This is a genomic window from Candidatus Poriferisocius sp. (assembly GCF_965214065.1).
GTDB lineage: Bacteria > Actinomycetota > Acidimicrobiia > Acidimicrobiales > Bin134 > Poriferisocius.
Window position 1 is genome coordinate 990,954 of the sequence record NZ_CBDCAT010000027.1, and the last position, 25,230, is coordinate 1,016,183.

Here is a 25,230-nt window from a genome sequence, read left to right on the forward strand (position 1 = left end):
GGCTCAATTGCCGTTGGCCGTCTGGCCCAGATAGGCCTCGATCACCTGCGGATTAGCCGAAACCTCGGCGTAGGTGCCCCGGGCGATGGCCTCGCCGTGGTCCAGCACCACCACCCGGTCGGAGATGTCCCGCACCACCGACATGTCGTGCTCGATGAGCACGATGGTGTAGCCCATCTCGTCGCGGAGCTTGCCGATGAGCTGGGTCAGCTCGGCCGATTCCACCGGGTTCATGCCCGCCACCGGCTCGTCCAGAAGGACCAGCTTGGGGCTGGTGGCCATGGCCCGGGCGATCTCGAGGCGGCGGCGGTTGGCGTAGGAGAGCACCGAGGCCGGCTGGTCGAAGCGGTACCCGGTCAGGCGGGTGCCGAAGAAGCCCAGCACCTCTTGGCCCCGTTCCCTCACCAGCGACTCCTCGGAGCGGAACCGGCGGGTTTGGAGCAGGGCGTCAAGGATGCGCTGGCGGGTGCGGCAGTGCTGGGACACCATCACGTTCTCCAGCACCGTCATGTTGTTGAACAGCCGCACGTTCTGGAAGGTGCGGGCGATGCCCCGGGCGGTGATCTTGTTGGGGTCGAGCCCCAGCAGCGAGCGGCCCTCGAAGAAGATCTGGCCCCCAGTGGGCTTCACCATTCCGCTGACCACGTTGAAGAATGTGGTCTTGCCTGCTCCGTTGGGGCCGATAACCGCAACGATCTCACCCTCTTCCACAGTGAAATCCAGATTGTTGAGGGCATGCAGACCCCCGAATTCCACGTGCAACCCGGTGATTTCCAGCATCGGTTGGGAGCTCACGGTTGGCCCTCCCCGCGGCTGTCACCGTGTTGTGCTTCGTCGGCGACAGCCTGGGCCCGCAGCCAGGCGTCCTGGTTCATCTCGTCGACATGCAGCTCGCGGACCCGTCGCGCGCTGGGGATCAGCCCCTCGGAGCGCTGAAGCATCATCCACACCAAGAGCGCGCCGTAGATCAGGATCTTGTACTCGGCGAACTCCTGGAGCAGCCCCGGTTGGTTGGGCCCGCCCAGCACGCCTATGAGAACCACGGCGCCGGCGATCACGCCAGCAATGTTGCCCATACCTCCGAAGATCACCACCACCAGGATCACTATCGACACGATGATGGCGAAACTGTGGGGGAACACCGACCCCACTTTGGCCGACAAGATCGCCCCGCTGAACGAGCCCAGAACGGCGCCGGTGACGAACGCCATGAGCTTGGCGCTAACCGTGTCCACCCCCATGGCCTCGGCCACGCTCTCGTCCTCCCGGATGGCCATCCAGGCCCGCCCGATCCGAGAGTTCTCCAGCCGCCACGACACATAGACGGCGATGGCGCAGAAGAACATCACCAGGTACAGCACCGAGCGGGGTTCGAATCCCCGCACGGTAGCCAGTCCGAACACCTCAACGCCGGGGATGTTGGTGATCCCCTGGGCGCCGTTGAATGTGCCCGACAGCCAGTCGGACAACAGCAGCACGCGGATGATCTCGCCGAAACCCAAGGTGACTATGGCCAGGTAGTCGCCCCGCATCCTGATCACCGGGGCGCCGATGAACAACCCGACCAGGCCGGCCAGCAGCATGGCCGCAAAAAGCGCGCCGAACCACGGTATCTCAGGGGCGAACCGGGGCGATCCCGGCGAGGTGAGCACGGCCACGCTGTAGCCCCCCACCGCGAAAAAGGCCACGTAGCCCAAATCGAGGATCCCAGCCAGCCCCACGATGATGTTGAGTCCCAGCGCCAGCAGGATGAACAGTCCCACATTGGCCAATATCTCGTTGGTTAGGCGGCCCAGAAACAGCGGCAGCACCACGATGGCGGCCACGGCGAGCACGAGGTTCACCAGCCGCCTGGTCGGGATGCGCCGCCACCCTGATAGAGGGGCTTTGGATCCTCCCTCGGTGGTTGCGCCCTGCCTGCGGGCAGCCTTCCCAGCTCGAGCCGGGGAGGCCCGATAGGCGGCCAGACCGGAGATCACACCGGCAACGGCTGCCGCTACCACGATGGCGGCGGGGTAGGTGAGCCCGCGCTGGGGGCCATAGAGCCAGTCCGACACGGCCTCGATGTGGAAGCCCTGGGTCAGATCGGTGATCACGCTCTCGAGCACCGCGGCGGCGAATACCGACATCAAGACGATGACCGTCGTTCGGGTAACCCGCGGGCTTGCCCAGTGCATCCCGCCGCCCAGCGCGCCGGTGCCCGCTCCGATCACCGGCCAGATGAGCGCCCCCAGCCAGACCGACTCTTGAAACTGCAATATTTCCAGAAGCTGGGGGCTCCAGTTGACCAGCGGGTCGCGGATGTCAAAGTGGGTGATCCCCACCACCAGCAAGGTGAGGCCGGCGTTGCCCAACAGCCCGGTTGTCGCACCGGCCAGGACGTCGCGACCGCCTCGGGCATGGGCTGTCATCCCCTCGAGCACCTGCTCACGGCCCACCCAAAAGCTGACCACCAGCGGCAGCCATATCAAAGACAGGTAGCCCAGGCTCAGTATCGGATCGATCAACAGGCGCCGGTCGAACGTGACCGGCATGCCAGACAGGGCGATGAACACCTGCCCTATGGCCAAGATGGCGCCTGCCCGCATCATCTTCGGCCAGTCTTGGTCCAGCAGCCGCCGACGGGGGGCAATGGCTTGGCCGGTGCACGCGGCGGTGGGGAAGGCAGCGGTTTGGGTCATGTGCGCTCCTCTGAGGGGAGCCGCTCGCCGAATATGCCGCTGGGCCGCACCAGCAGCACGATGATGAGCACGGCAAACGCCACCGCGTCGCGCAGCTGAGAGGGCCCGCTCACCCCCAGCGGCTCCAGGATCATCAGCGGTCCCAGTGACTCGGCCACCCCGATGGTGAGCCCCCCGGCCATGGAGCCCCCGAGGTTGCCGATGCCGCCCACCACCGCAGAGCTGAAGGCCTTGATTCCAGGGAGGAACCCGGTGGTGTGAATCACGCTGCGGAACAGCAGCCCCCACAAGATGCCGGCCACCCCGGCCATGGCCCCGCCCACCGCGAACGTCTTCACGATGATGCGGTTGACGTCGATGCCCATGAGCGAGGCAATTTCGGCGTCTTCGGCCACCGCCCGCATGGCCCTGCCGGTCTTGGTTTTCTCCACCAGATACCACAGGCCGACCATGGCCAAAGCGGCCACCACCAGAACCAGGATCTTGGAGCCTTGGATCTCCAGGAAAGTCCTCTTGTCGGTGAGCCAGCTGGGCAGATCGGGATACGACTTGACGGTTGACCCCAACAGCACCAGCACACAGTTCTGGAGGAAGAACGAAACCCCGATGGAGGTGATCAGCGGAATGAGCCGGGGTTTGCCCCGCAGTGGGCGGTAGGCCACCCGTTCCATGATCACGGCGGTGACCGTGCAAACCACCATGGACAGCGCCACTACCAACAGCAGGCATAGCACAAAGCTGCTTTCCCAATACCCGGCCTCGGCCAGCTTGTTGGAGGTTATGGCCCCGGTCATGGCGCCCACCATGAACACCTCGCCGTGGGCGAAGTTGATGAACCCCAGCACCCCGTAGACCATCGAGTAACCCAAGGCGATGAGCCCGTACATGGCACCCTGGGCCAGACCGGTTACTACGAGTCCTTGGAACTGCTCGCCGGTCAGATTGATGGCATCGGGGTTGGCCCACCGGGCGAAGGGATTATCGCTGTCGATGATCTGGGCGAGGAACGCCACGAAACCGGCGCCGATCACGAGCAATGCGATCACTCTAAGGACGGTGAGGAACCAGTCGACCCTCGTGCGTTGCTTGGTGGTCAGCTGCATGCCCGGCCGCCTCTTGCTCTTGCCGAAGCCAAGCCTACGACACCGCCATCTCTGCTTGGGGCGGTGTCGCAGGGGTTTCGCTAGCTTGCCAGGCGTGGCTCCTTAGGGATAGGAGAAGACGACGTTGTCCTTGCTGGCCTCGATGGCCGCTGAGCTGGTGTGGTGAATGATGGTGATTTTCTGGGAGGCGCAGTCGCCGAAGTCGTCGCAGCTCAGGGTTCCGGTGATGCCGCTGTAGCCGCTGACCGAGTTCAGATGCTGGCGCACGCCGGCCCGGTCGATATGAAGGTTTCCGTCTCCGTCAGTCCACGATGCCGCGACAATGGCGTCGAGGAGCAGCGTGGCGGCGTCGTAGGCGTGTCCCCAGAAGGCCGCCGAGGGCGCCTCGCCGTGGGCCTGGTTGTAGGCAGTCAGGATCCCTTCGGCGTTTTGGCCCGTGCTCTGGTTAATGTTGGTTCCGAACCGGACGTCGGGACCGGAGAAGTACATGCCCTCGGAGTCGCCCAGAGCCATGAAGTCGTCTACGAGCAAGCCGTCAGCGGCGAGCAGCAGAGTGCTCTCCAGGCCCGAAACTGTGGGTGCTTGGCCGGCGATGAAGTCGCCCTCTGGCTGGAAGATGGGGAAGAACAGGGCGCCGGGCGAGCCGGCGGCCACCTCGGTGAGGGCGGGCACCATGTCGGTGTCTCCCTTGTTGACGCCGGTGAAGCCGGAGACCGTGCCGCCAAGCTCCTCGAACGAGTTGCGGAAGGCCTGGGCCAAACCCTGGGTATATGGATCTCCGTCGTGGATGGCCGCCGCGTTGTCCACGTCTAGTTCGGAGAACACGAAGTTGGCCATGGCCGCCCCCTGCACCAGGTCGTTGTGGGCGGTGCGGTAGTAGCCAACGCTGTAGTTCTCTCCGGCGTTGCCCTCGAAGTCCGAGGTTAGAGCGGGTGAAGTGTTCGACGGCGAGATCATGACCATGCCCGCTTCGGTGACCAGCGGGGCGGCGGCCACCGCAGCTCCGCTGCAAGAAGTGCCGATCACGCCGATCACCTGCTCGTCGGCCACGATGGTCTGGGCCGCGGCCTGGCCTCCTTCTGATGAGCACAGGTCGTCGAGGGGCGTGCCCAGGTCAACGGAGAAACCAGAGATGCGTCCGTAGTCGGCAATGGCCAGCTCAACCGCGCGCTGATTGGGGAGGCCCAAGAAGGCCACCGGCCCGCTGATGGCGTTGAGCGAGCGGATCTGAATGGACTCGCCTTCGGCCACGGTCACGATGCCCAGCGAGCCGTCGCCCAAGGCGTCGCTTCGGCCGCCCGAGCCGTCGTCATCGTCGTTGCCGCAGCTTGTCGCCAGCAGAGCGAACACGGCCAGCAAGGCAACGACGATGGGAGCAAAACGCCGTCCAAGTCGAATCCGGCCCAGAATCTCAAAGCGGCTCATCATGAGTCCTCCCTGTCACGTCTGCGAAAGTCCAACCACCAGCGTAGCGCGCCCAATCGCGGCATTGACAGAGGCAATCCCAGGGAATTCGCTGGTCTTGCCAGTTCGCTATTCGGCAACCAGATCGGGGTCGATGTCGTCGAAGCGCCGCCGGCCGACTAAGGCCAGGGTGCGGTCGATGTCGCTGCGGTAGATGTCCAGCATCCGGGCCACTCCGGCCTCACCGCCAACGGCCAGCCCCCAGAACCAGCTTCGCCCGCCCATGGCCGCCTGCGCGCCCAAGGCTCGGGCCTTCACCACATCTGAGCCTCGCTGGCAACCGCCGTCCACCAGCACCTCGGCCCGGTCGCCCACCGCCTCCGCGATGCGGGGGAGCACGGCGAAGGCGCCGGGCACTGAGTCGAGCTGGCGGCCCCCGTGGTTCGACACGATTACGCCGTCGGCCCCCCACCGCACGGCGGCCTCGGCGTCGGCCACAGTGATAACCCCTTTGACCAGCAGCGGTCCGTCCCACTCCTGCCGTAGCCACGCCATGTCGTCCCAGGTTCGGGAAGGGTCGGCCAACTCCCGATCCACGTAGGCCCCGATGGCGCTGGCGTCGTCGCCGATGCCCAACTCCACCAGGCTGCCGAAGGTGATGTCGGGACCGGTGACCAGATGGCGCAGCCATCGCAGCCGTCGGGCGGTGTCCAGTGCGCTGTTCCAGCGGATGCGAGGGGGAAGCGACATGCCATTGTGCAGGTCGCGCTCCCGCTTGCCCACCACGGGCACGTCCACGGTGAGCACCAGCGCCTCGTAACCGGCGTCTCGGGCTCGTTTCACCAGCGACCGCACCACCTCGGGGTTCTTCCACAGATAGAGCTGGAACCAGCGGCGGCCCTCGGGGGCAGCCGCCGCGATGTCCTCCAGCGAGTAGCCCGACCCAGTGCTCACCGCAAACACGGTGCCTGCGGCGGCTGCCGCTCGGGCTGCGGCCAGTTCTCCCTCGCGGTGAACCAGGGTGGCCAGCCCGGCCGGAGACAGCAGGAACGGCAATGACACCGGCCGGCCCAGCACGGTGGTGGACACCTCCCGGTCGGCCACGTCCACCATGTAGCTGGGGGCCAGTTCCACGGATTCGATGGCGGACCGGTTGGAGGCGATGGTCACCTCGCCCTCCGCGCCCCCATCCACGAAATCGAACACCATCTTGGGGAGTCGCCGTCGGGCGGCCTCCCGCAGGTCGGCGTAGGTGTGCCAGCGATCGGCCCCCTTGGGAGCTCGGGCCAGCATCCCGGGCAGTCTGCGCAGTTTCATTGTCTTTTCATCCCCGTGGCATGGCTGCCGTCAAAAGCCGGGTGGCGGTTCTCAAAATGGGCACTTCGAGTGAGTGGCCGTCGGCAATTTCCACTAAGTCGCCGAAGACAGCCTGAACCTCGAAGGGCCGTCCCCGGTCGATGCTTTGCAGGATGGATACGCGAACCTCGGTCTCGCCGGCGGCTTGCATGGCCTCTCCTACGGCGCGAAGCCGCTCGTGGGCCTCTTGCCGGCCCACGCTGGACAGGGTGCGGGCCTGGAACGGCCCGTCACCGTCGATCAGCTCTACCCCTTCGGCTGCGGCGATGGAGGCGCCTTCTCGCATGATGTCGTAGAACACATCTCGGGCCTCGGGCTCGAGGAACACCCGGTGGTACACCAGCCGGGTCAGCCCCACCACCCCCATGGCCGCCGCGGCCAGTACCCCCTTCGACCAGAGGGCGGGTGCGATATCGGCGTGTACTTCCACTCCTCTGTCTGGCAGGGTGTCGGCGACGGCGGCGGCTGTGCCCGGGGCGGTGGTGGACATGTCGCCCAAAAGGGTGGCGCCGCCAAATGTGTGGTGGGCAAGGCCGGGCTCGCCCAGCGTGGCCCCCACCAAAGACACGCAGCCCACCGCGGCAACGCCGAACCGGGCCCCCAGCGGCTCGGCTTGGCGCACCCCGTTCTGCACCGAGAAGGCCGCTTGCGCCGAGCCCTGGTAGCCGCCCAGCAGCTCCTCGTTGTCGAACGCCTTGCTGGCCAGCACCAAGATGTCGCAGTCTTCGGCATCGGCGGCATCGGTGATGGCCCGCACTGCCACGGGAGGATGATCGTCAATGCGCAATCCAGCCCGATTCACCGCCTCGGCGTGGGCAGGACGGGCTACCAATGTCACCTCAGCTCCGGCTTCGGCAAACCACGCCCCGTACACCGACCCCAGCGCTCCTGCGCCCAGGACAACCACAGTCGTCATTGATGCCGTACTCTAGGGCCATGAGCACTTCGAAAGCTGATGCCGGCGGGGCGAACGAGATTGTGGACGATATTGTGTTGGCCTGTCGGGCACTGACCGTGCGGGGTTGCGACACCGGCATCGGCGGCCATGTGAGCGTGAGGGCTACCGGCGAGGACGCCTTTTGGATCAACGCCTTCGACCGGACGCTGGGCGAGGTCACCGTCGACGATGTAATGAAGCTCGACTACGAGGGCAACCTGCTGGAAGGCAACCGGGAGGTGAGCTTGGGGTTCGAGTTCCACGCCGGGGTATATCAGCGCCGAAGCGATGTGAACGCCATCGTCCACAGCCACGGCCGGTGGATCACCGCTTTGGCCTCGCTGGCCCGCCCGCTGAAAATGCGCCACAACCTGTGTTGCATCTTTCACGACGACCAGGTGCTCAGCCCCGACGACCGGTTCGAGTCGATCGGGCCGGCCATCGAGACCAACCACACCGTGATAATCCCCTGGCATGGGGCCATCTGTGTGGGCGTCAGCCTGGCCCGGGCCGCTGCCCTTCACGCCACCTTGGAAGACCAAGCTCAGCTCGACGTCACCCTAGAGCCCACCGACGCCCCAGAAATCCCCGAGCATCTGCGCCTCGGGCTGAAGAAGCTGGTGGACGACCAGGCCGGATACCTGGAGCAGACCTGGACCCTGATGCGCCGCCAAGGCCAGCGCCATCTCGACGCTCACCCCAGCGGCTGATCACCCAGTCAGGTCCCCCATGGAGGCCAGCTCGTACGGCTGGCTGGCCAACCATTCCTTCCAGCCATCGGTGCCGAACAGCTCGTACTCGTCGGTGCGCACATGGAAGGTGTCGGGCTCAATCACCTCGATTTCGGCCCCGCCTCGCGCATTGGGGTGGAAGGCGCAGAACACCAAATCGGCGTCCAGTTTGCCGAGCATGGCCTCGTAGTCGGCCGGCAGGTGCGGCGGCCGGGAGAAATCAGTCTCCAGAACCGCGTCGAAAACCGGCATTCCTGCTTCCCGAGCGGTAGCGGCCGCCGCCTTGATGGCCTCGTCGGCCGCCTGGGCATCAACAGGGCTGGCCACATGGCGATTGGGGCCGTAGGCGGCCAGCGACTCGGTGATGAGTACCGGCACGCCGTAGTCCATGCCCACCGCCACGTAGCGATCGCACCACTCCGGGGCCAGGGCTGAGCCCATATGGGCGTCCAGGTGGGTCACGTTGATTCCTGCGGCCAGGGCCCGATCGATCTGGGCCCGCCATTCCTGCTCCACGGCGTTTAGGTGGGCGAAGCGACGCACCTCAGCCACAGTGCGCCAAAAGTAGCCGTGCTCATCCACCAGTCCCGACGAGGGACCTGCCGAGCTGACCGGTCCCCAGCGGTAGTGGGCCTTCTCGGCATTGAGTGTGAGGTGGATACCGCAGTCGAGGGCGTCGTCGTTGGCTGCCATTTCGGCAATTTCGCTGAACCACGGGCACGGCACCATCACCGAGCCCGACGTGATGGTGCCGAAGTGCGACAACTCCACGTAGGCCCGATTGGCGCCGTGGCACATCCCCACGTCGTCGGCGTGGATCACCAGTCGAGTCACTGTTTCGAAACTAGTCCGCTTGCCCTCGTCTAGGCCGCTTGCCACCTGCTAATCCGCTTACCATCTTGTCGTGGCACTGAGTCATTTCCCGCCCACCGCCGACCCGGCTGAGGTAAGCAACCACCTGCGCCGCTTCGGCTACGCCATCGTCGACGACGTGGCCGACTCGGCCACCATGGACCGGCTCGAAGCCGAGGCCGTGCCATTCATCGAAGCCTCTGACGCAGGGCGAGACGAGTACGACGGGCGCTACACCCGCCGCACCGGCGCCCTGGTAGCCCGCTGTCCGACGGCCAGGGATTTGGTGATGGATCCGGTGGCCGTAGGCGTGGTCAGCCAATTCCTCAGCCATGTCAGCGCGGTGCAACTTCACCTGACCCAGATCATCTCAGTGGAGCCAGGGGAGACCCGCCAAAAGCTCCACCGCGACGAGATGGCTTTCGACTTCTTCCCCTTCGGGACCGACTACCACGTGCAGTGCAACACCATGTGGGCGCTCACCGACTTCACCGCCGAAAACGGGGCCACCCACATCCTGGCTGGCACCTCCGGGATCGACGACGAACAAGCCCTACGCATGCCCGAAGCCCAGGCGGAGATGCGCCGGGGGAGCGTCCTGTTCTACGACGGCAAGGTGCTGCACGGTGCCGGGGCCAACACCAGCGATGGCGTGCGCCGGGGGGTGAACATCACCTATGCCGTGGGCTGGGTGCGCCAAGAAGAGAACCAATACCTGGCTTGTCCTCCCGAGATCGCCCGCACCCTCGACGACGACCTGCTGCGAATGATGGGATATACCCAAGGCGCCTTCGCCCTCGGCTACGTCGGTGACCAGACCGACCCGCTGGCCGCGCTGCGGGGCAGCACCGCCAAGGCCAAGACCATCGGCGCGGTGGCAGAATTCAATGAGGACGCCCGTCAATTCGTCACCGACATCGGTGACCTGGGCGGCTGATACCGTGCCGCCATGGCATTGATCACCGACCCATTCCATGCCGGCATCGTCGTCGCCGATGTCGAAGAGGCTATGGCTGAGATATCGGCCGCTACCGGGGTGTCGTGGCACTCCTTGCAGTCGCTCGACCTCGACTTGCTGGTTGAAGGCGAAGTGGTGTCCACCAGCGTGCGCTTCTCCTACACGGTCGAGGGCCCGTTGCAGCTCGAGTTGGCCGACGGTCCCAAGGGCTCGTTCTGGGACGTCGACCTCTACGGGGGTCTCAATCACCTTGGTTATTGGACCGATGACCTCCACGCCGACATCGACTCGCTGATGGCCGGGGGGTGCGAGCTGACCTACGGCGGGGCCAGTGCCGACGGTGGCATTGAGGGCTTCGCCTTCTTGGTTCCGCCCAGCACCGGCCAGAGGATCGAGCTGATCGACGTGGCCATGCGGCCCGCCTTCGACCGCTGGTTCGCGGGCGGTGAATTCGGCTGATGGCTTTCCAGGGGCCGAGGCGATGACCGTTACTGTTGGCAGCATGACGACCCCCGCCGCGTTCGATCAGATTCCGGTGGTGGACCTCGGCCCGCTTTCGGGATCGCTCGACCAGCGCGAAGCCATGGCCGAGGAGCTGTGCCGGATCTGCCACGAGGTCGGCTTCTTGCTGGTGGTCAACCACGGCGTATCCGACGACCTGAGCGACAACATCTTCGCCATGTTGCGGAAGTTCTTCGCCTTCTCCGACGAGCAAAAGGCCTTGATCGACAAGCGGCGCTCCCGACACTTCCGGGGCTGGGAGCCGGTAGGGGCCGAGTACACCAACTACCGCCCCGACATCCGAGAACAGATCGACTGGTGGACCGAGTGGCCCGCTCATCCCAAAGACGTCGAGCCCTACCATCTGCGACTGCTGGGCCCCAACCAGTGGCTGCCCGACGACCTCCTCCCCGGACACCGGGAGCTGGCCAACCAGTGGTTCGACGAGCTGGGCGGTTTGGCCAACCGCTTGATGGGCGCGATTTCGCTGGGGTTGGGCCTGGCCGAGAACCACCTGGAGCAGTACTTCGGCACCCAGACCATGTCGCTGGCCAAGTTCATCCACTACCCCCCCACCCCCGAAGGGGAAGCCGGGGTAAATCCCCACCACGACACCGGGTTCTTGACCGTGCTCGACCCCGGCCCCACCGCCGGACTGCAAGTGCAGAACCAAGACGGCGAGTGGATAGACGTGCCCTCGGTGGAGGGGGCGTATGTGATCAATCTGGGCGAGACACTGCAAGCCATGACCGGTAACTACCTGGTGGCAACCGCGCATCGGGTAATCACTCGTGAAGAGCGCTACTCGGCGGGCTATTTCCACGGTCCGTCGTTGGACGTCTGCCTGTCCCCACTGCCGCTCGACGAGAAATTCGCCGCCGCCGTGGCCGCCAGCCCCCACCACAACAGCGCAGGTTTCATGGCCAGCATCGACGAGACCACCGCCGGAGTGGCCGAGATGTCCAGCTCCTACCGCCCCTCCACCTACGGCGAGCAACTCTGGAACTACTTCTCCCGCAGCTACCCCGAAAACGTCGCCGCCCACTACGGCTGATTCATTGTGGCAGTTCAAATTTTTGTAGCCATGGCCACTAGCTATGGCTACACTTGAGTCCGAAGCATCGGAGGTCTCGGCATGCCAGCGAAACAGCGCACGATTCCCGCCGGAGAGTTCAAGAACCGTTGTCTGGCACTAATGGATGAGGTGAACGAGTCCGGTGAGGAGATCGTGATCACCAAGCACGGCAAACCGGTGTCGCGGCTGGTGCCAGCGGAAGAGCGGAAACCAATTTTCGGGATGTATCGAGATCAGATCAGGATCACCGGCGACATCATGTCTCCAGCTGTACCACTGGAGGACTGGGAGGCCATTAGCAATCCCGACCGGGTGCTAGACCCTGATATTCCACCTATCCGATGATTCTTCTTGACACCCACACCTTGGTGTGGACTGTGATGGGTTCTCAACGCCTTGGCAAGCAATTCAGGGCCACACTTGAATCAGCATGGAACGAAGGGTCTGTAGCCGCCTCGTCATTCGTGTTTTGGGAAATCGCCTTCTTGCAGTCCAAAGGAAGGCTTGAGGTAGTTCAGCCTCCCCGGCACATGCGCGACCAGTTGTTGGCCAACGGCATGAGCATTATCCCGGTGGATGATGAGATTGCCATTCGCTCTGTGGAACTGGGCACGGAGGGATTCCACCCTGATCCCGCTGACCGAATCATCACCGCCACCGCAATCCTCGGCGGATATCGATTGGCCACGGTCGACCGCGCCATCACCGAGTGGGCCGATCGGACCAGGCTCGTCTCGATTCTCGACCCCAAGACCTGAAACAGCGCAGCTTCGGCCTCCGCAAAGGGTACGGCCCGGAGCGGGGTTGGGCTTCGCTCCGGGCCGTGGGGGGTGGGTGGTGGTCGGGACCGGCGTCGATCCGGTGACCTTCCGCTTTTCAGGCGGACGCTCTGCCAACTGAGCTACCCGACCATGTTCTGTTATGCGGTCCCGACGGGATTTGAACCCGCGACCTCCGGCTTGACAGGCCGGCGTGCACTCCAAACTGCACCACGGGACCTTGTTGTCGCTGCCCCGGCGGGGCAGATTTGTCGCCGCTCGTTACGAAACGAAACGCCGAACACTGCACCCCCCACAAGCATCGGCGTGCGATGCCAGGCCACGGGCAGGCCGCGACCGGCGGGGGCTCACGTACTCTACCCGCGTATCGGGTGGTCTGATCTACTCAATATTCCCACGCACCGCCGACTGCGGAGACGCCGAGGGCAAGCAGCGTGTCGCCCACCCATTCCTGCCATTGCCCCCTATCGTCCATTCCGAAGGTGGCCAAGGGACAACCACGACCACCGCGATGACCGCCGTCGGAGCCTCAGTGAACCGCCCGGCACTCCTATTCAAAGCTCTTACGTAGTCTAGACATTGCTCCTCCTTATAGAGCATGTCTCCACAAAGGGGGGGAACCTCAAGTCGAGCTGGTCGCCGGGCCGCAGCAGGGGCAGAAGGTCGTGGGCGGCGGTGTTGTCGGGGTGGGGGACGGTTTCGGCTGCCCTGTGCGGTGCTATTGGCCGGCGGCACCGCGGATTGCGGCGAGTTTCGCGGCCAGGGCGGGCACGTCCCGGGTGATGGTGTCCCTCAAGATGTCGGGGTCTGCGATGAAGTACTCGTGGGCCAGCTTGTTGCGAAGAGACTTGGCCTGCCTCACGGGTAGGTCGCTATGGCGGGCGGTGAACTCGTCTGAGAGGCTGTCGAGCGCCTCCCCGATGACCGCGAGGTTGTAGCTCGCGGACCCAGTCGCCGTCGTATCCGGACCGGCCCCGGGCCGCTATCTCGGCGAGCCGGCCACAAGCCCCGAGGACGTCGTGTATCCGCTCGTCGTCCCTTCGGGTCACAGCGGGATGGCGTCGGCTAGCATCCCGCGGCAGCTCTCTCGCACACATGAGCGGGGAACAACGTCGACTCGGGCCCCCAGCAGGTCTTCGAGGTCCGCTTCCAAGCCGCCGATGTCGAACAAGGTGACGCCTTGTTCGAAGTCCACTAAGAAGTCGTAGTCGCTGTTGGGGGAGTCTTCGCCGCGGGCCACCGACCCCACCAGCGCGATGGCGCGGGCATGGTTGCGCTCGGATGCGGCCCGGATCGCGACCCCGTACTTCACCAACACGTCGCCGCGGCGGCTCACGCCCACCATGGTAACCCGCCCCGGCGCCAGCCAGCGCTCCCGAAAACTAGGTGGAGCCCTGAGTGGGAACACCCGGTAAGGGGGAAGAACCTCGATTAGTACCCCCAACGGGATTCGAAGGCTGATTGTTTCCCCAGGTCAGTCGCCTGAATTGAGCCAATCTGCCTTTTCGTCCCACAATCGGTCCCACACAGGGATCGGCGTGCGATACCGGTCCACGCGCGGTCCGCGACTGGCGGGGGCTCACGTACTCTACCCGCGTGCTGGGCGGTCTGATCCATTTGTATTTGTACGCATTGTCGGCTGCTGAGACGGATCGAGCGGCTTGCGACCGCTTGCGACCGGCGCGGTATTGCAGATTGGCGGGCATGGAAGCCGATGCTCGAGAAATCCATGAAATCCTGTTGACCCGCCGTTAGGTCGAGGCGCGCTGCGGGCTGTCCACCAGTTCGATCTTCCGGTTTACGCGAGATGGCCTGTTCCCCGAGCCGGTCCGCATCGGCAGGCGCGCTGTGCGCTGGCATGCGTCGGAGACCGGCGCATGGCTCTCATCGCGTCCCCGCGCCACCGGCGACCGCCCCGCCGTATAGGCAGCCGATTATCCGTGTCGAATCCCAGCGCTAGTGCCGCAAGAGGCGGCCAATGGCTAGGCTGTGGGGTGAGCAGGCAGCGGCAGCCGCCAGCAGGGAGACAGTCGGATATGGGCGTGAGGCACTCATCGGCGCAGCGGAAGCGCTTGGCGTTGAAGGCAAAAAAGCGCGGCGTTGAAGCCGTGGCCAAGCAGGTTGGCGTCAAGCCCGGCACTGTGCGGGACTGGTGCGCCGAGTTCGGCGTGGGCATTGGAACCGGGGGCAGCAGCGAGGCTGCGACCGCTCCTGTTCACGAGGTTGACTTGCTTGGGGAAGCGGCTTGCGGCCTCGACGACTTCGCGGATTCCAATAACATCCAAGAAATGGACGGTTTGGTCAACAAGGCGGGGGACGCGCTGTCTTGTGAGCTGTCGGCTTGGCTTGCCGATGCCGACAGCAGGGAGCTTGCCTCAAAGAGGCTGGGAGAAGTGATCTCCGACTGGGAGGCTGAGCACGGCACGATTACCGCCGAGGAGCTTGACGAGGCGCGAGCCCAACTCTTTGGATGACGGTCTTCGTATTGGACGCCGGTGAGCTGATCGGACTCGAGAACGACAGCCGGGCTGCGTGGGCGAGGCTCCATGCGGCGCGCAGGAATTCCGATGGTCTCATTGTCCCGACCGGGGTGATCGGGCAAGTCTGGCGCGGCACTCCTCAGCAGGCGAGGCTCAATCAGGCACTCAAGCAATGCAGGCCGATACCGCTGGACGAGGACACGGCACGCCTGGCTGGCTATCTGTGCGGGCGTGCCGGTACCTCCGATGTGATAGATGCCGTCGTCGCTGTTGTTGCGCACAGTGCTGTGAGACACGGCGAGGCGTCGGTCCTAACCTCAGATCCCGAAGACATCAGCGCGCTGCTCGCGATTCTGAACTCAACGGCGAGAGTCGTGCCGGTCTGACGCGAAAGCGGACGGCCTGCCAGACACGGGTGCTCAAGACGAGTCACAAGGCCATCCAAGAACTTTGCGCCTGGCGATTCCAAGGCAGAATCAGGTGTCGTGGCGTGGGCCCGGTGGTTTGCTCCGGCGTTCCCCGTTCTTTTCCCCTAGGGGCCTCGGCGCTTCGGGCAGTGCGGGTCTAGTCGGCGCTTGGTTCTTCGGGTGTGCCGTGGGTGTGGCCGCCCAGCTCCGGGGTCTGCTGGCACAGGGGATATTCGCTGGCGCGCTGGTTGTCGGGGGTGCGACGGTGGTCCGGTGGGCAGGTGGTACACGTCCGATCAGCATTTCGGGCATACCAACATCATCGGGTACTGCGGGCGCCCGTTCGCCGATGCCGATGCCATGGACAAGGAGATGGTCGCCCGCTGGAACGATGTGGTGGCCGACGAGGACGAGGTGTGGATCCTGGGGGACCTGGTGATGGGCGGGAAGGCGCAGGGCCTCGCCGGGCACGTAGCGCGCCTCAAGGGGCGAAAGATCCTCGTGCCCGGAAACCACGACCGGTGCTGGCAGGGCCACAGAGACCACCGCTGGGAGCGGGCCGACTACTACCGCATCGGCGGTATGGACAAGATCATCGACAATCCCGAGCCCCACTCCATCGCCGGGCACACTGCGCAGCTCAGCCATTTCCCCTATGTGCTCGACGCCCGCCACGACATGAGATACGACCAATGGCGCCCCCAAGACGACGGTGACTGGCTGCTGCACGGCCACGTCCACGAGAAATGGCGCCAACAGCACCGGCAGGTAAACGTCGGCGTCGACGCCTGGCGCTTCGCCCCCGTCGCCGAGCACACCATCGCCGACCTCATCGCGAAAGGACCCTCGAATACCCCCATTCCCGACCACACATGAGCAGCCCGCCGAACAGCCGCCCAAGCCGCTGACCCCGAACCACCCCGCGAGATCGACGGTGCAAGAGCCCCGGTCTGGCCAGTCCCCACGATCCACAGGCTGCGATGGCATTGACGGGGAAACAGGCCGCCGGGCAGGTCTAGGCGGCCTGTCGGTCTCGGTCGAAGACAGGGTTGCCCCTGTCCGGAACAACCGGTCGAACAGGCGACACACAGGGGCTGTGGCGGCTTGCGACCGGTGTTCGGGTGGTTGGCGACCGGTTGCGACCGGTGGGGTGTCGCATAGTGGCGGGCATGGAAACCAACATTGGAGAACAGCACGACATCTTGTTGACCCGACCGCAGGTGGAGGCCCGCTGCGGCCTTTCGACGAGTTCGGTCTACCGGCTTATGCGCGAGGGCCTGTTCCCCGAGCCGATCCGCGTCGGCCGGCGGGCCGTGCGCTGGCCCGCGTCGGAGATCGACGAATGGCTCGCCACCCGGCCCCGCGCCACCGGCGACCGCCCCGCCGCCTAGACCGCCGGTTGCGCGCGGCAGGTCGTTTGCCCGACTGCCGGGCATCTACAAGAATCCGCCACGGCGAGCCTTCTGCTAACCGCGGGGAGGATGCTCTCGACCTTCACGGCTCTGGGCCGGTAGCTGCTGTTCGATGCTGGCGCATCGTCGCAGCGCCTGTTGGGCTTGGGCGGGCTGGTGGCCGAGGGCTTGTTCGATGAGAGAGATGGCGGTGGCGGCGAGTTGGACGGCTGCTGCGGCCATCTGCGCGGCGAACTCGGGGGTGGCGGCGTTGGGGTCGGCACCGGGCAGCGGGGTAGCGGGGTAGGTGCTGGTGTGCCGCCATATTGAAATCTGGTCGGGGGCGAGCGGTCCCAAGGTGGCGTCGATGAGGGCGGCTTGGGCGGGGTCGAGATGGCGGCGGGCGGCGTCGATGAGGCCGCAGATGCTGCGGGTGTTTTCGAGATGGGGTGCTCGGCGGGCGCAGATGAGGGCTTGCAGCGAGGTTTCCATGGCGATCTGGGCGTGCTCGCAGACGCTGAGCAGCCGGCTGTGTTGCATTTGGTGCGCGAGGTCGGTGTCGTCTTCGGCGAGGGCGTCGGCCTCAGAGGGAGGCGGGCGCAGGTAGGCCAGGATTGTGTTGAGCGAGTGAGTGGTCTTCGCGAGGATCGCGACCGCTTGCTGCTCGTCGGTTGCGGGCTTGCCGATCTTCTTGTCCCAGTCGATGGGCGACTTGGGTGGCCGGGACATGAGGGTGATGGCACAGGAGGCGATATGGGCCTCGAAGCTGGAGCGGCACTGTGTGGTACGGACGCGCCACTCGGCTCGGTCGGTCACCCGCGCATCGCACGCGAACCCGTCTGCTTGCTCCGCGGCAGTGCGGGCCTGGTGGGCGAGCTCGCGGCGCTGCGTGTAGTCGCCGAGATCGTCGAACATCACCACCAAGTCCACGTCTGAGCCAGCCGTCGCACAGCCGCGCGCCACCGAGCCGAACACGAGCACCTCCGCTGGGTCCAAGACCCTGCTGATGCGCTCGGCGGCCCTGCGGGCGTCTCCCACAGAAGGCGACAGGTGATCGGGGGCAGTCACAGCGTCAGGCTACGCCGCCTGCCAGCGGGCCCGACTCGGGTTTCAGGGGGCGGTCAGGCAGTCGGTGTCGTTGCGCACCTGGTCGAAGCGGGGCCGGTTTGAGGCCGGTGTGGTGCGGTCTGACATTGTTGGTTGGTGCGGGTAGGGTGTTTGCACCGCGAACCGCGCATGGAGGCTGGCAATGGGCACAAAGCACGCCCGAAAAGGAGCTGCGGCGTTCCGCTCCCAGACCGAGGAGTTCATCGAGTCGATGGACGGGCTGCGCTGGCTGGCCCACCTCGACGAGGACGACATTGACGCCATGCTCAACGAGGTGGGCGAAGCGCTCGCCGCCCACACCGGCGCTGAGTGCCGAGCGCAGTTGGCCTATGCGCTGTGGGACTGGAAGGCGACCGCCGAGGCCCAGGCCGATCCCGAGTTGCGCCGCCGCCTGAGCGAGCCCATTGCCGCGGTGTCGGGAGAGCCCGTTCCCATTCCCGCCGCCTGAGCGCGGATGGCAAAGCGCAAAGACCGGGTGGCCCCGCCCCCGGAGAAGGGCGGATGGGACATCCGCTTCGCCAGCAACCAGGCCGCCCGCGAGTGGGACGAGCTGTGCAACACCGCTTCGGCCAACACCCGGCGGGCGTGGAACGACATCACCCGCGACCCCCGCCGCCACAGCAGCCGCCAGGCCAGGCTCAGAAAAGAGTTCGGCGCCAAGCAACTGGAGGGCAAGGTGCTGGAGCAATGGCAGCACGAGGTCACCGCCGGCGGTCGCATCTGGTACTGCCCCGACGACGACACCAAAACAGTGTGGGTGACCGCCGTCTACATCGGCCACCCCAAATCAACCGAGTAGCGGCCCCCGACGAGTCCGACCCCACGATTCCCCACAAGACTCGAAGACCCCCCACGAGCAGCCTTCGCCGGCGGTCGCAGCCCCTTGCGACCGCTGGCGGCTCCGGTCGGGGCAGTTGCGACCGGTTGCGACCGGTGGGGTTTCACAGGATTGGCGCATGACGAAGAATGCTGTAGTCCATGACAAGAAGCCTGCAACGCCGCCCGCGGCAGGGGGAAAGCTGTTGATGTCGCCGGAGGTGGTGCCCGAGCAGAGGCTGGGGTGGTGCCGGCACCTGCCGCCGATGCCCGCCGCCTTCGGGCTGCCGTCTGTGCGACAGCGCTGTGTGGGTTCGTCGCAGCCACTGGTGGAGGTGCGCGGCATCGACGTGTTGGACGCCTATGAGCACTTGGGCATCTTGGGGGCGCGCCGGATGCTGGTGCGCTCTGATGTGGCCAAGCGACTGTTGTTGGCCGAGCGGCTTTTGCCGAGTGGGTTCTCTCTGGTGGTGCTGGACGCGTGGCGGTCTCCCGACGAGCAGCAGGCGCTGGTGTGCTTCTACGGCGACGGTGCCGCCGAAGACGGGTTCGTCGCCCCGGTGTCAGACGACGGGTGCCGCCCGCCGCACACCACCGGCGGAACCGTTGATCTCACCTTGTCGTGGCTCGATCAGCCCCTGGCGCTGGGCACCGACTACGACTCGTTCGACGCCGAGGCCGCCGTCCACGCATTCGAGGCCCCTAGCGCTGATGCCCGTGTGCGGCTGTTGCGCCGCGGGTTCGCCTACGCCATGTCGACCGCGGGATTCGTGCCCTACGACAAGGAGTGGTGGCACTGGTCCCACGGCGACGACGTGTGGGCCCAGGCGATGGCACGGCCCGCGCTGTACGACATCGTGGAGCACCCGCCTCTCGAGCGAACCCGCTCAGCGGGAATCTGTTTGGACTGAGGCCGCCCTGGTCGACGGCGCGCACCCCCCGCCGGGCGTCCGCGCCTTCGCGCCGTCTGGGAGGGAGGTCGCGGGGCGTGGTGGCGGGCGGTGTGTCTGTGGCGGGCGCGGGGCGAGCTGCCCGTGGTGGAGTCTTGGGGTGGTTCGGGCGGCGCTCGGCGGGTTCCCGCCAGGACGCGCGAGGCCTCTTCTGCGAGGCCGAACTCTTCAGGGGGCAATTCATGGCGACAGTGCTTCCGGGTTCGCATTTGGCGGGACATTCGTGCTTTGCAAGCGAGCGAATGTTATCGGCATTCGCAGCAGTCATGGGCGTTGGCCAGGCCAATGGGTGACATGCGTCGTCGCAATATCGAGATATAAGGGATTATTGCCGCATTTGTGGGTGAATGCCGGGGCGATTATGAGGACGCTGTTGCAAGCGAGCGGAAACTAGCTAGCATTTCGGGCGTTTGTGCGCAGATTGTGTGCAGAAGCAGGTGCCCAGTGAATTGGAGGTGGCGCTGGTGAGCCGCATTGACGTTGAGTACAGGGCCGATGGGATTTCGCTCATTTTGGCGAGTCAAGGGTTCTCGATGAGCGTGGAGCTGTCGCATTCCCAAGCTGACGATTTGCTGGAGCAGCTGATCTCGCAGCAGTCGGCGTCGACCGGCCAGAGAACCGACTCCGAGGGTGACTGCCGGGAGTTCGCCCAACCGGAGGGGGAGGCGTCGGGGGTTGGCTGCCAGGAGGTTGGCAGCGAGTAGGCCGGGGGCTGTGGCGGGGCCGCCTTGTCCAGGCCTGGGGCGCGGAGGGGGCCGGTTGCGCCGCTGCGGCCCGAGATGACCGTAAGCGGCCCCGCAGACAGGGGCGAGCGGAATGCCGAAAGGCGGCATGTGCGGTGTGTTGTCGGTATCGTGCTAGTGCAGCGGTTTCGGGGGAGTCCGGGTGTTCCTCTGTAGACTGGATGCATGGCAGCAACGCAGTAGCTGCGCGGGTCTGAGGAGGAATGCTCTCCAAGTTGAACGGAGGTGGTGGTGAGCGGAGTCACCGTAAAGCAGGAGCCTGACGGCACATCGCTGGAATTCGACAGCGGGGGCATAACGGTGAGCGTGCGGCTGACCCCGAAGCAGGTGGACCAGCTTGTGACGAAGCTGGTCGGCCGCTCGGAGGGGGAAGTGGGAAGGCTGGTGGACTCGGGTCGGGTGCTCAAGCAGACGGAGAGGACACGCGCCGCGACGAACAAGGGAATTGCCGCGGTGCTCCCGCTGCTGGACGCCGGGATGCTCCGGGCGGGGGAAACGCTGACGATGCGGTCCGAGGGCGAGGAGCACTCCGCGGTTGTCCGGGGAGATGGGTCGTTCGACATTGACGGCCACGTCGAGGGGTCGCCGACAGAGGCCGCTACCTACGCGGCCCAGGCACCGAGGTCGGGGTGGAGGATCTGGAAGAACGCCGCCGGGGAGACGCTCGAAGAGCTGCGGTGGCGCCTTCGCGCGTCGGACTTCCGCGACACCGGGGGCGAGGCGAGCAAGACGGTCGAGGAGTGGGTCGACTTCTGCATCCGAAAGAGGCTCAAGCCCAACAATGATCGGCCCGGCACCGTGGCCGCGTTCTTCAGCGACACGGGAGTCGAGGACACCGGCAACGCCCGAGCAGTCCTCGACCAGTGGTTCAGGTGGTGCATCAACCAGAAATGGACCCGCGCCGTCGGCCGTGCTTGAGCCCGCAGCAGCCGGCTTCTGCTCAAGCACCAGCAGGCGAGAGGCCCACGACGCAGAATCGCCGAACTCTCCCCGATGCAACGTAGCCGACAACATCATGGCGACTCTCAACTTCGGCTAGACAGCCCAGCTCTCGCTGTTGGGCCCGGTGCCCTCCTGTTGTGACACCGCATCGGGACAGTCGCGGCGAGGCGGCCCGCGTCGGCTGTCTTGGGCTCCGGCCTCAGATAACTTGAGTCGCCCATATTTTCCGCTCGCTTGCAAACACTGAGGGGGCGCACTCGACTGAACGACGATGCGGCCAGCTCGCTTTCTTGCCGTGCTGCGCCGCTGTCCCGTTTGGCCGTCGGGGCGGGTGGGAAAGACGCTCCCCTGAGCGTGTGACACAATATCCCTGATAATACGGCAACTTCCAATGCTGTGGCCGTCTTGTCTCAGACCGCGGGTAGGCTGGTGCGAGCAGCTCTCCCACAGTGTTCAAAGGCTTCGAGCTGTAGCCGCCAGCGGCGGGGGCAGAGGACCCCGCACGACAACGGAAGCCGCGATGCGTTGACGATTTTTCCTTCGCTCGCTTGCAACATACTCTTGGAGGACCCTATGAGGATTCGCATTCGGACACTCGCTATCGCCGCGGCGGTCGCAATCGCTTGGGCGGGATGCGGCGCAAAGGACGCCGCCGAGCCGGTCGCGGGCAGCGTCGGCGAGCCCGGACCGCCTGAGGCGACCCTGTCGCCCGCCGGCGAGCCGGCCCTACCCGGCGAGGCGGCGGAACAGGCGGATGGCGGGACCGGCGCGGGCTCCATCCCCCCGGCCCGAGTTGAGCCGGTCCCGACATCTGCTGTCGCAGCGACGCCGACCCCGGCATCGCCCCCGCAGCAGCCGGTGGTGGTCGCCGACGACCCGCTGGCGTGCGAGCCGGTCGAGGTCCACGGCCAACCCCACGACACCGAGCCCGCCGACACCGACGGCGACGGGGCCGACGACGCCTGCGTCTATGGCGGCGACGCCGAGCACACCCACGAAACCGGGCCGGTGGTCGTCGTCTCGCAGCCCGAGCTCGAGCCGGTGGAGGCCGAAGTGCCGGTCCCGTCGAGGATCGGCCAGCCAGACGAGGGCTGCGCCGAGCTGGACTCGGGCGGCTGGGACTGCCCCGAGGACCAGACCGAGACCCCGGTGCTGCCCACCCCTGAGCCGACCGCGGAGGCCTGGGGCGGCGGCGGCACCGGCTGGCACTGGGACGGCCACGGCCGGCCGGTGGCCGAGCGGGTGTGGTCGCAGGCCGAGACGGCCAGCCCGTGGCCGCCCGCCGGGGAGGGCCAAGCCGAGCTGGACTGGATGACCCAGTGCATGCGCGAGCGCCAGGAGCACGCGTCGGAGATGGTGGGCCGCGGCTGGGTTCCCGAGTCGGCGGCATCGCACGAGGCGGGCGCCAGGGACTGCTCCATCTACCTGTCCGAGGCGTGGGGGCCCGTCGTGCTCGACGGCAGGGACTGGGATTGCGTGCTGGAGAGCCTGCTGGCCCGCAACGTCCGCACCATCTCGGGGGTCAACCGCTCCCACACCATGTGGGACTGCCCGACAGCACCCGAGGGCACCGACCCCGACCCGCTGCGCCCATTCGAGGCCCGCTGCGACGAGTTGGTGGCAAGGCTGGCCGATGCCGGCCGCGACACAGAACAGGTCCAGCACTGGTGCGCCAGGCCAGCCTCGAACCCCTACGGCCAGCCGGGAGGCCCCCTGCCCGACCGCGACCCCGCCGACCCGTGCGACTCTCAGAGGTACGCCGCGAAGAACTTGCGCGAGGTCTACTGGCTTGCCGTCGGAGAAAACGGGCAGTCGGCCCGCTACGACTGGAGGCCCTGCTAGATGCCAAAGCGCGGGCGGCGGGGGCTCCGGCGGTGCTGGCGATGGCGACTGGCGCTGGCGTTCGTCGCGTTCGCTTTGTTGACGACCGCCCACCAGTGCGAGGACGACGACGGCAACCCCATCGCCCACGACCACTGCTGGGACGGGACTGAGGCCTTCCCGGGGGGCTGCCCGCCCCGTCCCACCCCGGAGCCCACCCCGAGGCCGACGCCGGAGCCCACCCCGAGGCCGACGCCGGAGCCCACCCCGAGGCCGACGCCGGAGCCCACCCCGAGGCCGACGCCGGAGCCGCCGACTGAGGTCGCGGTGACGGACTGCTCGGGGCATCCGGCAATCGTCCACGGCGAGCCGCACCAGACGTTCCCCCACGACGGCAACGGCAACGGCATCCAGGAAACCTGCGCGTATCCCGGCCGGATCCCCCACACCCACTCCTTGGAGCTCGTGAGCCACACCCACACCTACTACCCCTACGACCGGGAGGGGTCGGGCTGCACCCACTCCCACCAGGCGCCGACCGGCACCGCCCACTGGGCGGCGGGGTCGTGCCAGGCCCAAGTCCGACCGCAGAGACCCGACGACGCGTCGCCCCCGCCGTTCCCGCCGACCGGCGCGGGCACGCAGTCGAACCCGATAGACACCCCGGCGTTCCACAGCCCAGAGTGCACGTGGGCGATGTTCGACAACAACGACTACGTGGTCTGCTACGAGGCCCGCTCCCCGACGGTCACCCTGGAGCACCACAACCTGTGGCGCGACGAGGAGCTCATCGAGGGCCAATGGGTGATCGCGTCGTGGGGCATCAGCAGCTGCGGGGTCGGCCAGGGCGAGCCCAGCAACTGCGGCCACACCCCCCGCCCCGGAACCCTCACCCGCCGCCAGATCTGGCACACCCACGCCGACTCCGAAACCTGGGAGCGGCTCTGGGTGCGCGTGCAGCGCGACTGCCAGCCCCAGACCGGCGAGCACAACCACGGCCCCGAGGTGTGCGAGGCCGACCACCCGCCGGTTCCCGACTGCGCGCCCGGGCTGCCCGACGACCAGACCCAGACGTTCACCGCCCACGACGCAGGAGGCGACAACACCACCGTAGAGGTGCCCGGCTGCGACCCGTCGGACACCGACCGCGAACCCCAGACCGGCGAGCACAAACACGGCTCTGTCTGCGAGAGCGACCACCCGCCGCCGCCGGGCTGCGTGGCCGGGCTGCCCGACACCCAGACCCGCTCCTACACAACCCACAACGCAGACGGGCAGAACACCTCGGTCGAGGTCCCAGGATGCGACACGACGAGCTGCGCGCCCCGGCCCGGCGAGCACACCCACGGCTCTAGGTGCGAGGCCGACCACCCGCCGGTGCCGGGCTGCGTGGCCGGGCTGCCCGACACCCAGACCCGCTCCTACACAACCCACAACGCAGACGGGCAGAACACCTCCGTCAGCGTGGTGGGCTGCGTGACGACCAACACCAACTGCGCGCCCCGGCCCGGCGAGCACACCCACGGCTCTAGGTGCGAGGCCGACCACCCGCCGGTGCCGAGCTGCGTGGCCGGGCTGCCCGACACCTCGTCGCGCGCCTACACAACCCACAACACGGCGGGCCAGAACACCACGGTCTCGGTGCCGGGCTGCGTGCCCACCTCCATCCCCCCGCCGACGGTGAACCCCGACCCCGATGACCCGGTGTGCGACTCGAACTGGGGGGCGGGCCGGTTGGCGGCGCTGGCGGGCAGGGTGCGGTGGGAGTCCTATCTCGGCGCGGGCCACAGCCCGCCCACCCCCGAGATCGCGGGCGGCGGCACCTTCGCCCTCGCCGCGTCGGACGTGCAGGGCGGCACCCACCACCCGGCATGGATGTGGCTGGCGCTGAACGGCACGAGGCTCAACCGGGGCACCCTCGACGTGAACGACCAGCGCGACGGCCATGAGTGCTACTGGGAGGCCACCGGCGTGCGCGTCGAGATGCGCGAGCTGATCCCGGCCCGCGGCGGCGACGCGGAAATGAGGATGCTCGCCGCCCGCTCCGGCGTCGGCGCGGCCCAAGCCCTGGCCACCGCGCTGGCCACCTGGGACCGCTGGACGGCCGGCGAGCAGGCCGATTGGGCCGCGGCGTTCGCCCCCGCCCGCCGGGTGGCGCCAGCGTGGTGCGACGGCGACGACCTGCCGGTGTGGCGC

Annotated in this window: 26 protein-coding genes, 2 tRNA genes and 2 pseudogenes; 18 read left to right on the plus strand and 12 right to left on the minus strand. The window is 66.6% G+C overall.

Annotation, left to right across the window (positions count from 1 at the left end; genetic code table 11):
* Positions 1-3: 3 nt before the first annotated feature.
* The 6 genes from ACOOGG_RS11130 to ACOOGG_RS11155 form a co-directional block, all read right to left on the minus strand.
* A complete protein-coding gene (locus ACOOGG_RS11130) occupies positions 4-795 on the minus strand; it encodes an ABC transporter ATP-binding protein (protein WP_420435158.1) in 792 nt (263 codons plus the stop codon).
* Positions 792-2,681: a branched-chain amino acid ABC transporter permease gene (locus tag ACOOGG_RS11135; RefSeq protein WP_420435159.1), complete on the minus strand. Its 1,890-nt coding sequence runs from the start codon at positions 2,679-2,681 to the stop codon at positions 792-794. The genes ACOOGG_RS11130 and ACOOGG_RS11135 overlap by 4 nt, the downstream gene beginning before the upstream one ends.
* Entirely contained in the window at positions 2,678-3,784 is a 1,107-nt protein-coding gene (locus ACOOGG_RS11140; RefSeq protein WP_420435160.1) for a branched-chain amino acid ABC transporter permease, read from the minus strand. Before ACOOGG_RS11140 ends, ACOOGG_RS11135 begins: the two co-directional genes overlap by 4 nt.
* A 102-nt stretch (positions 3,785-3,886) precedes the next feature.
* On the minus strand, positions 3,887-5,209 hold the full coding sequence (locus tag ACOOGG_RS11145) for a branched-chain amino acid ABC transporter substrate-binding protein (RefSeq protein WP_420435161.1): 1,323 nt from the start codon (positions 5,207-5,209) through the stop codon (positions 3,887-3,889).
* 108 nt (positions 5,210-5,317) lie between these two features.
* Positions 5,318-6,505 (minus strand): alpha-hydroxy acid oxidase, encoded by a 1,188-nt coding sequence (locus ACOOGG_RS11150; protein ID WP_420435162.1) that lies wholly within the window; start codon positions 6,503-6,505, stop codon positions 5,318-5,320.
* Between the two features lie 7 nt (positions 6,506-6,512).
* Entirely contained in the window at positions 6,513-7,460 is a 948-nt protein-coding gene (locus ACOOGG_RS11155; protein ID WP_420435163.1) for a ketopantoate reductase family protein, read from the minus strand.
* A gap of 20 nt (positions 7,461-7,480) precedes the next feature.
* On the opposite strand from ACOOGG_RS11155, the gene ACOOGG_RS11160 reads away from it, so the two are divergent.
* Complete coding sequence (locus tag ACOOGG_RS11160; RefSeq protein ID WP_420435164.1) at positions 7,481-8,191, plus strand: class II aldolase/adducin family protein; 711 nt, start codon at positions 7,481-7,483, stop codon at positions 8,189-8,191.
* On the opposite strand, the gene ACOOGG_RS11165 is transcribed toward ACOOGG_RS11160, so the two are convergent.
* Positions 8,192-9,046 carry a polysaccharide deacetylase family protein gene (locus ACOOGG_RS11165; RefSeq protein WP_420435165.1) on the minus strand — a complete coding sequence of 285 codons (855 nt, stop codon included), beginning with the start codon at positions 9,044-9,046 and terminating at the stop codon, positions 8,192-8,194.
* A 70-nt stretch (positions 9,047-9,116) separates the two neighbouring features.
* On the opposite strand from ACOOGG_RS11165, the gene ACOOGG_RS11170 reads away from it, so the two are divergent.
* The 5 genes from ACOOGG_RS11170 (at position 9,117) to ACOOGG_RS11190 (ending at position 12,356) form a co-directional block, all read left to right on the plus strand.
* The gene (locus ACOOGG_RS11170; RefSeq protein ID WP_420435166.1) at positions 9,117-10,001 is read left to right on the plus strand and encodes a phytanoyl-CoA dioxygenase family protein; all 885 of its coding nucleotides are present in this window, start codon (positions 9,117-9,119) and stop codon (positions 9,999-10,001) included.
* Between the two features lie 12 nt (positions 10,002-10,013).
* Positions 10,014-10,481, plus strand: a complete 468-nt coding sequence (locus ACOOGG_RS11175; RefSeq protein ID WP_420435167.1) for a VOC family protein — start codon at positions 10,014-10,016, stop codon at positions 10,479-10,481.
* Between the two features lie 43 nt (positions 10,482-10,524).
* Positions 10,525-11,577 (plus strand): isopenicillin N synthase family dioxygenase, encoded by a 1,053-nt coding sequence (locus ACOOGG_RS11180; protein ID WP_420435168.1) that lies wholly within the window; start codon positions 10,525-10,527, stop codon positions 11,575-11,577.
* An 81-nt stretch (positions 11,578-11,658) separates the two neighbouring features.
* The gene (locus tag ACOOGG_RS11185; protein ID WP_420435169.1) at positions 11,659-11,943 is read left to right on the plus strand and encodes a type II toxin-antitoxin system Phd/YefM family antitoxin; all 285 of its coding nucleotides are present in this window, start codon (positions 11,659-11,661) and stop codon (positions 11,941-11,943) included.
* Complete coding sequence (locus tag ACOOGG_RS11190; protein ID WP_420435170.1) at positions 11,940-12,356, plus strand: type II toxin-antitoxin system VapC family toxin; 417 nt, start codon at positions 11,940-11,942, stop codon at positions 12,354-12,356. The genes ACOOGG_RS11185 and ACOOGG_RS11190 overlap by 4 nt, the downstream gene beginning before the upstream one ends.
* 77 nt (positions 12,357-12,433) lie before the next feature.
* On the opposite strand, the gene ACOOGG_RS11195 is transcribed toward ACOOGG_RS11190, so the two are convergent.
* The 4 genes and pseudogenes from ACOOGG_RS11195 to ACOOGG_RS11210 form a co-directional block, all read right to left on the minus strand.
* Positions 12,434-12,509: transfer RNA gene (locus ACOOGG_RS11195), tRNA-Phe, on the minus strand.
* A 13-nt stretch (positions 12,510-12,522) separates the two neighbouring features.
* A tRNA-Asp gene (locus ACOOGG_RS11200) sits at positions 12,523-12,597 on the minus strand.
* A gap of 498 nt (positions 12,598-13,095) precedes the next feature.
* Positions 13,096-13,314, minus strand: a pseudogene (locus ACOOGG_RS11205) (DUF86 domain-containing protein); the annotation flags it as partial.
* A gap of 108 nt (positions 13,315-13,422) precedes the next feature.
* Positions 13,423-13,713, minus strand: a complete 291-nt coding sequence (locus tag ACOOGG_RS11210) for a nucleotidyltransferase family protein (protein WP_420435171.1) — start codon at positions 13,711-13,713, stop codon at positions 13,423-13,425.
* Positions 13,714-14,144: 431 nt separating this feature from the next.
* Between ACOOGG_RS11210 and ACOOGG_RS11215 the strand changes: the two are divergent.
* From ACOOGG_RS11215 to ACOOGG_RS11235, 5 genes and pseudogenes are all read left to right on the plus strand, one after another.
* Positions 14,145-14,303: pseudogene (locus ACOOGG_RS11215) on the plus strand (helix-turn-helix transcriptional regulator); the annotation flags it as partial.
* A 116-nt stretch (positions 14,304-14,419) separates the two neighbouring features.
* Entirely contained in the window at positions 14,420-14,851 is a 432-nt protein-coding gene (locus ACOOGG_RS11220) for a hypothetical protein (RefSeq protein ID WP_420435172.1), read from the plus strand.
* Positions 14,848-15,243, plus strand: coding sequence for a twitching motility protein PilT (locus tag ACOOGG_RS11225; protein WP_420435173.1), 396 nt, complete (start codon positions 14,848-14,850; stop codon positions 15,241-15,243). Before ACOOGG_RS11220 ends, ACOOGG_RS11225 begins: the two co-directional genes overlap by 4 nt.
* A 294-nt stretch (positions 15,244-15,537) precedes the next feature.
* Positions 15,538-16,140, plus strand: a complete 603-nt coding sequence (locus tag ACOOGG_RS11230) for a metallophosphoesterase (RefSeq protein WP_420435174.1) — start codon at positions 15,538-15,540, stop codon at positions 16,138-16,140.
* A 293-nt stretch (positions 16,141-16,433) separates the two neighbouring features.
* Positions 16,434-16,655, plus strand: a complete 222-nt coding sequence (locus tag ACOOGG_RS11235) for a helix-turn-helix transcriptional regulator (RefSeq protein WP_420431933.1) — start codon at positions 16,434-16,436, stop codon at positions 16,653-16,655.
* 75 nt (positions 16,656-16,730) lie between these two features.
* Here the strand turns inward: ACOOGG_RS11235 and ACOOGG_RS11240 are convergent, their stop codons facing one another.
* Positions 16,731-17,723 (minus strand): nucleotidyltransferase domain-containing protein, encoded by a 993-nt coding sequence (locus ACOOGG_RS11240; protein WP_420435175.1) that lies wholly within the window; start codon positions 17,721-17,723, stop codon positions 16,731-16,733.
* Between the two features lie 181 nt (positions 17,724-17,904).
* On the opposite strand from ACOOGG_RS11240, the gene ACOOGG_RS11245 reads away from it, so the two are divergent.
* The 7 genes from ACOOGG_RS11245 to ACOOGG_RS11275 form a co-directional block, all read left to right on the plus strand.
* Positions 17,905-18,210, plus strand: coding sequence for a hypothetical protein (locus ACOOGG_RS11245; protein WP_419923997.1), 306 nt, complete (start codon positions 17,905-17,907; stop codon positions 18,208-18,210).
* Positions 18,211-18,216: 6 nt separating this feature from the next.
* Complete coding sequence (locus ACOOGG_RS11250; protein WP_419925436.1) at positions 18,217-18,561, plus strand: type II toxin-antitoxin system RelE family toxin; 345 nt, start codon at positions 18,217-18,219, stop codon at positions 18,559-18,561.
* A gap of 157 nt (positions 18,562-18,718) precedes the next feature.
* A complete protein-coding gene (locus tag ACOOGG_RS11255; protein WP_420431929.1) occupies positions 18,719-19,489 on the plus strand; it encodes a M15 family metallopeptidase in 771 nt (256 codons plus the stop codon).
* Between the two features lie 503 nt (positions 19,490-19,992).
* Positions 19,993-20,232, plus strand: a complete 240-nt coding sequence (locus tag ACOOGG_RS11260) for a hypothetical protein (protein WP_420431927.1) — start codon at positions 19,993-19,995, stop codon at positions 20,230-20,232.
* Between the two features lie 270 nt (positions 20,233-20,502).
* Entirely contained in the window at positions 20,503-21,189 is a 687-nt protein-coding gene (locus ACOOGG_RS11265) for a hypothetical protein (RefSeq protein ID WP_420431925.1), read from the plus strand.
* Between the two features lie 597 nt (positions 21,190-21,786).
* Positions 21,787-23,055: a hypothetical protein gene (locus ACOOGG_RS11270; RefSeq protein ID WP_420435176.1), complete on the plus strand. Its 1,269-nt coding sequence runs from the start codon at positions 21,787-21,789 to the stop codon at positions 23,053-23,055.
* Positions 23,056-25,230 (plus strand): hypothetical protein (locus ACOOGG_RS11275; protein ID WP_420435177.1); only part of this gene is annotated, 2,175 nt, incomplete at its 3' end. It abuts the gene before it with no gap.

Coding starts and splice junctions, on each gene's coding strand:
- ACOOGG_RS11175 (WP_420435167.1), top strand. CDS start 10,014: ATGGCATTGATCACCGACCCATTCCATGCCGGCATCGTCGTCGCCGAT.
- ACOOGG_RS11250 (WP_419925436.1), top strand. CDS start 18,217: ATGGCAAAGCGCAAAGACCGGGTGGCCCCGCCCCCGGAGAAGGGCGGA.
- ACOOGG_RS11255 (WP_420431929.1), top strand. CDS start 18,719: ATGACGAAGAATGCTGTAGTCCATGACAAGAAGCCTGCAACGCCGCCC.
- ACOOGG_RS11155 (WP_420435163.1), bottom strand. CDS start 7,460: ATGACGACTGTGGTTGTCCTGGGCGCAGGAGCGCTGGGGTCGGTGTAC.
- ACOOGG_RS11235 (WP_420431933.1), top strand. CDS start 16,434: ATGGAAACCAACATTGGAGAACAGCACGACATCTTGTTGACCCGACCG.
- ACOOGG_RS11145 (WP_420435161.1), bottom strand. CDS start 5,209: ATGAGCCGCTTTGAGATTCTGGGCCGGATTCGACTTGGACGGCGTTTT.
- ACOOGG_RS11270 (WP_420435176.1), top strand. CDS start 21,787: ATGAGGATTCGCATTCGGACACTCGCTATCGCCGCGGCGGTCGCAATC.
- ACOOGG_RS11180 (WP_420435168.1), top strand. CDS start 10,525: ATGACGACCCCCGCCGCGTTCGATCAGATTCCGGTGGTGGACCTCGGC.
- ACOOGG_RS11225 (WP_420435173.1), top strand. CDS start 14,848: ATGACGGTCTTCGTATTGGACGCCGGTGAGCTGATCGGACTCGAGAAC.
- ACOOGG_RS11185 (WP_420435169.1), top strand. CDS start 11,659: ATGCCAGCGAAACAGCGCACGATTCCCGCCGGAGAGTTCAAGAACCGT.
- ACOOGG_RS11190 (WP_420435170.1), top strand. CDS start 11,940: ATGATTCTTCTTGACACCCACACCTTGGTGTGGACTGTGATGGGTTCT.
- ACOOGG_RS11140 (WP_420435160.1), bottom strand. CDS start 3,784: ATGCAGCTGACCACCAAGCAACGCACGAGGGTCGACTGGTTCCTCACC.
- ACOOGG_RS11150 (WP_420435162.1), bottom strand. CDS start 6,505: ATGAAACTGCGCAGACTGCCCGGGATGCTGGCCCGAGCTCCCAAGGGG.
- ACOOGG_RS11245 (WP_419923997.1), top strand. CDS start 17,905: ATGGGCACAAAGCACGCCCGAAAAGGAGCTGCGGCGTTCCGCTCCCAG.
- ACOOGG_RS11135 (WP_420435159.1), bottom strand. CDS start 2,681: ATGACCCAAACCGCTGCCTTCCCCACCGCCGCGTGCACCGGCCAAGCC.
- ACOOGG_RS11160 (WP_420435164.1), top strand. CDS start 7,481: ATGAGCACTTCGAAAGCTGATGCCGGCGGGGCGAACGAGATTGTGGAC.